Genomic DNA, 6,583 nt, shown 5'->3' with positions numbered 1-6,583 from the left:
CGGAAGGGGCTGTTCTCGAAGTCGATGGCCGGATTGGGCGCCTCGAAGCCGAGGCTGGGCGGGATTTCCCGGTGGTGCAGGGCAAGCGATGCCTTGATCAGGCTCGCCACCCCGGCCGCGGTGTCCAGATGCCCGATGTTCGTCTTGACCGAGCCGATGCGGCAATAGCCGGTGGCGTCGGTCGTCTCGCGGAAGGCCTGCGTGAGCGCGGCCACCTCGATGGGATCGCCCAGGTAGGTGCCGGTGCCGTGGCACTCGACGTAATCGACCGTATCGGCGGTGATGCCGGCGATGGCCTGCGCGTCCGCCACCGCCTCGGCCTGACCGCCCACCGAGGGCGCGAGGTAGCCCGCCTTGTCCGATCCGTCGTTGTTGACCGCGCTGCCCTTGATCACGGCCCAGATATGGTCGCCGTCGGCCACCGCGTCCGCCAGCCGCCGCAGCACGACGACCCCCGCGCCCGAGCCGAAGACGGTGCCTTGCGCCCGGTGGTCGAAGGCGTGGCATTCGCCGTCGGGCGAGAGGATCTCGCCCTCCTTGTAGAGATAGCCGCGCCCCTGCGGCAGCTCGATCGTCACGCCCCCCGCAAGCGCCATGTCGCATTCGCCGTTCAGGAGCGCCTGCGCGGCGTAGTGCGTCGCCACCAGCGAGGTGGAACAGGCGGTCTGCAGCGTCAGCGACGGGCCGCGCAGGTCGAGAATGTGGCTGAGCCGGGTGGAGAGGAAATCCTTGTCGTTGCCCGTGTGGCGCAGCAGGAACATCCCCGTGTCGCGCAGGAGCTCGGGGTGCGAGCAGACGTTGAAATAGAAGTAGCTGCCCATCCCGCAGCCGGCGAAGACGCCCACCGGCCCCTCGACGCTCTCGGGCGGGTGGCCCGCCACCTCCAGCGCCTCCCAGGCGGTCTCGAGGAACTGGCGGTGCTGCGGGTCCATGATCGCCGCCTCCTTGGGCGAAAGCCCGAAGAAGGCCGCGTCGAAGTGCTCGAACCGCTCCAGCGGCGCGGCGTAGGGGACATAGTCCTTGCGGCCGATCGTGGCCTGCGATTCGCCCGCAGCGCGCAACTCCTCCTGCGTGAGGCGGCGGATCGCCCGCCGCCCCTCGCGCAGGAGGCGCCAGTATGCATCGACGCTGTCCGCACCCGGCAGGCGGGCGGCCAGTCCGACGATGGCGATATCGTCGTCACCTGCGGATGCATTCGGAGTGTCGCGACTCATTCCGTGAACTCTTTTCTGCGGTCCTCGTCCGTCTCTCACCTGAATGGGCGGATTCTGTGACGGATCTCGGGCAGGTGGAAGGTGACCGATCAGCACAAGGCTAGGGATGGATGTGCTGCCGTGCCTTGTCAGTGCACAACGGTGTCACATGCGTTCGGCGAACAGCGGCGCCACGGACGGCCAGTTGACCCAGATCGCGCCTGCGGCGAGCACCGTGCCGAGTACGATGAATAGCGCATCATGCGCCGGATCCCAAGCCCCTTGCCGCCGCGCGAGCCAGACAAGCACGGGATAGGCCATCAGAAAGCCGATACCCTGCGCGATCAGTGCCCCGGCAAGCCCGGCGACTTCGAAGCCGATCACGAGACCGGCCAGCGCCAGCGACGCCTTGGTCGCCGTCAGGATGAAGAAGCGCCTCGAATCGCCTGCCGCGAGGGCCGCCTGATCGTAGGTCAGCCCGACGACCTGCGGCACCTGCATCGCCGCGATCATGACGACGACGGCGCCCGCCATCGCGTAGCGCGGATCGTAGAGCACTTCGACCGCCCAGGCCCCGGCGTAGGCCGCGACCATGAGCAGGGTGAGCAGCGTCGAGGTGACGAGCACCCGCATCTTGCGCAGGGCGGCGAAGTTGTCCGCGCTCGCGTCCGGCGGACGCTCCCGGTAGATCGGGATCAGGACGCGGTTCGTGACCAGCCGTCCCAGCATCAGCGGGAAGCTCGCCAGAAAGAAGCCGATGTTGTAAATTCCGAAGGTCTCGAGCGACAGGTAGCGCCCGAGCACGATCTTGTCGCCCTGCGTGAAGAAGAAGCCCCCTGCCGTGGACAGGAAGATCCACTTGCCGAAGGATATGAGTTCCTGCGCCGCGCTTCGGTCCCAGCGAAGCCGGTTCCACTTGCCCGGCAGAAAGAGCGTCGCGAGGATCAGCGACACCATCGCGCCTATGACGTGAGAGAAAACCAGCGCCCAGACCGAGGCAAGCAGCGCCGCGAGCCCGATCGTCATGAGCAGGCTGAGTGTCTGCGCGACGATCTCGATCGCAGTGACCCGGCCGATCCGCAGGTGCCGGTTCGCCGTGTGCCGGCGTGTCGGGTTGAACCCGGCGACAATGAGCGAAAGCGCCGCGACGGGCAGATACGCGGCGAGCTCCGGTTCACCGTAGAAGGCGGCCAGCGGCCACGCCAGACCGCAGGCCGCGATCCAGAGCAGGAAGCCGCGTCCGACCTGGATCGTCCAGGCCGTGTTCAGGAAGTCCATGTCGTCGCCGCGCGCGCTGCGCAGGATCGCCGGCCGTACGCCCGTGTCGGAGAACATCGCGAGCCCTTGCAGGATCATCGCGACGAGCGCCATCATCCCGAAGGCCTCTGGAAACAGCAGACGTGTGAGAACGAGATTGCTGCCGAGCCGCAGCGCCTGATGGGCCCCGAAGCCGAGCGTGGAGAAGCCGGAGCTGCGCATCGCCCGGCTCTTCAGCGACCCGCCGCGCATGAGGCCAGCGATTCCCGCCCTCATCGGCTGTGGCTCCGCCCCGGTCCGCCGCGCGGGCCAAGGCGGCCGGCGCCCGCGACTCCCGCGTAGACCGCAAAGGCCGCCGGATCAGCCGCCGCGCGCTGCAGCAGCGCGCCGATGCCGGCGCGGGGCTTGTCCTCGTTGGCAACGAGGTCGGGAAAGCGGCGTGCGATTTCGGCCGCGCCCTCATCCTGCCGCCGGCGCACCTGCACGAGCCTCGACCAGCCCTCGACCAGAGGCCGGTCATAGCCGGCGGGCACGCCGATCCGCTCATGCGGGGCAAAGTTGAGGCGGGCGAATATGTCGTCGGCCATCACTTCGGGAAAGCTGTCCCAGCGCGCGCGGCCGGCCGCGTTCACCGCGAAGAAACCGCAGCCCGGTGCGCCCTGGGCGACGACGGGCACGCCGAGATAGAAACGCCGGTAGGCGCGGCTCGCTGCCGTCGTGGGGCGCGGAATGCGCAGGTGGCCGCTGGCATAGGTCGGCGCGTCGCGGTCGAGTGCGGTGATGATCTGCCCGAGAAGTGGCTTGCTCACCTTCACGTCGGCATCGAGATAGGCGCGCAGTCTGCCCAGCGCGGCGGCGTCGCCGGCGTTGAGTGCAGCGATCCTGCCTCTCTGCGGCAGGTCCAGCACCCGGAGCGCCCAGCCGCGGGCCTCGAACCGCGGCGCAAAGCTCTCCGCGATTTCCACCGTGGCGTCGGTGCAGCCGTTCGCGGCGATCACGACATCCACCGGCAGGTCGCGCGGCACCGCGCTTTCGACCACGGCGGCGAGGCAGCGCCCGATCGTTGCCGCGCCGTTGTGCGTGGGCACGATCACCGACAGCCCGCGCCCGGCCGCAGGGACGGGCGTGGCGGCGATTTGCGCGTCGCGCGGCGTTTTGGATGTCATGGCGGGCGGTCCGCGTCCCTTCGGCGTCTCTTCGGCCGGGATGGTCCGACGGCAGTGTTCGGATCACGCCGGCCATGATGTTGTATCGCGGCGGTGCGGCGAGAAAAGGGCGAATCCGTGAATGGGCCCCAGGGCGCAGGGTACGGGCCGCGATGCACGACGACGGCGCGCCTCCATGCCCGGCGCGATGCCGCTGAGGCCGGTGCGCACCGCGCGGTGGTCAGCGCAGCGAGGCGGTCAGGAACACGAGCGCCGGATCGTCGGCGAAACCCACCTCTTCCACCTCGACCATGCGCACCCGCGTGCCGGCGCGGGTTGCGATCACCGTGTCCTCCTCGGTGTGAAACCGCCAGTCGCCCGCGCCGCCCGGCAGCACCGCGCGATCCCGACCCGGCCCGCCGTGCAGCCGGTCCGCCCCGCCGTGCGACACGAGACGGTCGTCGCCCGGCCCGCCGAGAAGCGTATCCTCCTCGGGGGTGCCGATCAGCGTGTCGGCCCCCGCGCCGCCCTCCCGCAGGACCCCGTGCAGGAAGGTGCCGTCCGCGCGCTGCGCGTCGCCGGGCCTCGCCTCCGCGTTGTGCGCCATCAGCGCGTCCCAGCGCGGATTGTCGTCGCCAAGATGGCGCAGCGCCCCCCAACTCCCGTGGCGCGAGGGCCTGCTCACGGCCACGAAGGCGTTGAAGGGTGTGTCGGCGATGCTGCGCCAGTGATCCAGAAGCGTCTCGTAGAGCGCGGCCACCTCGGGCGTGTAGTTGAAGCTCGTGAAGAACGCGGTCAGCGCGGCGTCCTCTTCCCAGCCGTCGCGCCCGACGATGTGCGTCCCGCCCTCGTACATGGCCAGCGTCAGGCCGTATCGCTCGGCGGCGTCGGCGTGATAGGGCCAGAGTTCCTGCGTCAGCCGCGCGAGGGAGCCCGTGCGGACCGCCTGCGCTGTCCGGGCGGTCGCGGCGGCCTCCCCCTCCTCGAGCCAGTCGCGCACCGTCGGCGCCAGGGTGTCGCCGCCGAGGTCGCCGCCGAAATATCCCGTCACCGCGTAGTGATCGAAGCTCTCGGCCGGCGGCGGACGGCCTTCCGCCACCGCGAGCGGCGCTTCGAGAAGCGGCTTTTCCAGCCCGAGCCAGCCTGTGTGCACACCGATCACGGTGCGCAGACGGTCGCCGTCGGCCGCGCCGAAGACATCGCGCCAGAGGTCCGCCACCTCGGCGGCGCGCAGGCCCGCGAACTGAACCCAGCCGTCGCCCTCCGCCGCCGCGCCCCAGCGCGCCTCGGCCTGCTGCCTCGCCCAGTGCGCCTGCGGGAATCCGAAGTTCCAGAGCTCGTTGGAATACTCGGCGTGAACGCGAAGCCGCGGGTCGAGATTGTCGCGGACATAGGTGGCGAAGCGCCGCACGAAGTCGTCGTCCACGCGATGCGGCAGGGTGAACCACGGGTCGGCCCCGATCTCGTTGGCGAGCGCCACCATGACCTCGACCGGGACGCCGTTCGGCCCGGACCATGTCATGTCGTGCAGCCGCGGCCGGTCCTGCCACTCTGCGAACTCGGAGCCGTTGGTGTCCATCCAGTCGAGGAAGCGCAGCATCCGAAGATCGCGCACCCGGGCGATCCAGCGCGGGTTGAAGAGTGCCCCGACCGCGTGCAGCGCGCGCTGATCCTCGCGCACCAGCGTGATGTTGCGGATGTGGTCGCCGGTTCCCTCGGGGTCGGTCTCCTTCACGCGGACCGCGACCAGCCCGGGGCCGGGGGCGTAGTGAAAGACGATCTCGCCCGGCCGGTGGGCGCGAAGCCGGACGCGTCCCCCGATCTCGACATGGCCCGCGCCCTCCCAGCGCAGCACGTAGCGCCCCGCGAGGTAGGACGCGCTTTCCGGCATGTCGGTCAGGACCAGCGCCTCGAGCCGGTCGGCGCCCTCGGGCAGGCTGACAGGCCAGCCCGCGGCGTCGATGTGCCCGCCGGCCACGAGGTCGTCGTGGTCCCACTGACCCCAGGTGTCGTTCGTGTGGCCGATCCATGGCCGCGCGGTCTTCATCCGGTCGACGAAGGGCTGCTGCGTCTGCCAGTCCGCGATGCCCCGCAGACCCATGGCGAGCGCCGGATCCGCAAGCCCGCGGGCTGCCGGGGTCGGCGCCTCTGCCGCGGCGCTCGCGGCCGTGGCGCCCATCAGGACCGCGGCGAGCAACCGTGCCGCCATCGCGCGCATCGCAGCCTCCCGTCCGCAGCGTCGCTTCATGATGGCCCGGCGGCGCTGTCCGATCCAGTACCTTTCGCCATGCGGCGGGCTTGGGGTCAGGCCGGCGCGCCGATCTCCAGCGTGACCGGCGCAAGGCCCTCGATGCTCCCGCTGAGCCGGTCGCCCGGTCCGACCGCTCCCACGCCCGCGGGCGTGCCGGTCAGGATGAGGTCCCCGGGGCGCAGGTGGTAGAAGTGCGACAGATGCGCGACCAGCGCAGGGACGGGATGGATGAGCTGATCCAGCGTCGCGTCCTGCCGCGTCTCTCCGTTGACCTCCAGCCGGATGCGCTGCGGACCCAGCGGGGCCATCTCGGCCGCCTTCGTGAGCGGGCCGAAGACGGCGGAGCCCTCGAAGTCCTTGCCCAGATCCCAGGGCCGGCGCGTCTCCTTCGCCGCCTTCTGAAGGTCGCGCCGGGTCATGTCGAGCGCGCAGCCGTAGGCATGGACCGCCGCCGCGGCGGCGTCCGCGCTCGCGCGGAAGGCCGGGGCGCCGATGGCGAGCGCGAGCTCCATCTCATGGTGCAGGTCTTCGGTCCCCGGCGGGTAGGGCAGGACGCTCCCCGAGGCGAGGCAGGCCGAGGGCGACTTGGTGAAGTAGAAGGGCGCGTCGTGGTCGACCTCGACTCCCATCTCGGCCGCGTGCGCGGCGTAGTTCCGCCCGACGCAGAAGATCCGCCCGACGGGATAGAGCGCCCGCTCGCCCGCCACGGGAATGCCCGGCACCGCGGGCGGATCGAA

Annotated in this window: 5 protein-coding genes; all 5 read right to left on the bottom strand. The window is 70.6% G+C overall.

The features are described 5' to 3' along the window. On the bottom strand, positions 1-1,214 hold a 1,214-nt coding region (locus tag ACESL7_RS04885), incomplete at its 3' end, for a beta-ketoacyl synthase N-terminal-like domain-containing protein (RefSeq protein ID WP_372892013.1). Positions 1,215-1,358: 144 nt separating this feature from the next. Further along, on the bottom strand, positions 1,359-2,672 hold the full coding sequence (locus ACESL7_RS04880) for an oligosaccharide flippase family protein (RefSeq protein WP_372892012.1): 1,314 nt from the start codon (positions 2,670-2,672) through the stop codon (positions 1,359-1,361). A gap of 50 nt (positions 2,673-2,722) precedes the next feature. Further along, a complete protein-coding gene (locus ACESL7_RS04875) occupies positions 2,723-3,616 on the bottom strand; it encodes a glycosyltransferase (RefSeq protein WP_372892010.1) in 894 nt (297 codons plus the stop codon). Positions 3,617-3,836: 220 nt separating this feature from the next. Beyond that, positions 3,837-5,813: a calcium-binding protein gene (locus ACESL7_RS04870; protein WP_372892008.1), complete on the bottom strand. Its 1,977-nt coding sequence runs from the start codon at positions 5,811-5,813 to the stop codon at positions 3,837-3,839. A gap of 86 nt (positions 5,814-5,899) precedes the next feature. Next, on the bottom strand, positions 5,900-6,583 hold a 684-nt coding region (locus ACESL7_RS04865), incomplete at its 5' end, for a fumarylacetoacetate hydrolase family protein (protein ID WP_372892006.1).

Origin of the sequence: Rhodosalinus sp., assembly GCF_041685465.1 — a bacterium.
Taxonomy (GTDB): domain Bacteria; phylum Pseudomonadota; class Alphaproteobacteria; order Rhodobacterales; family Rhodobacteraceae; genus Rhodosalinus.
Note: the sequence above shows the minus strand (reverse complement) of the source record. Positions and strands in the feature narration are given on the sequence as shown.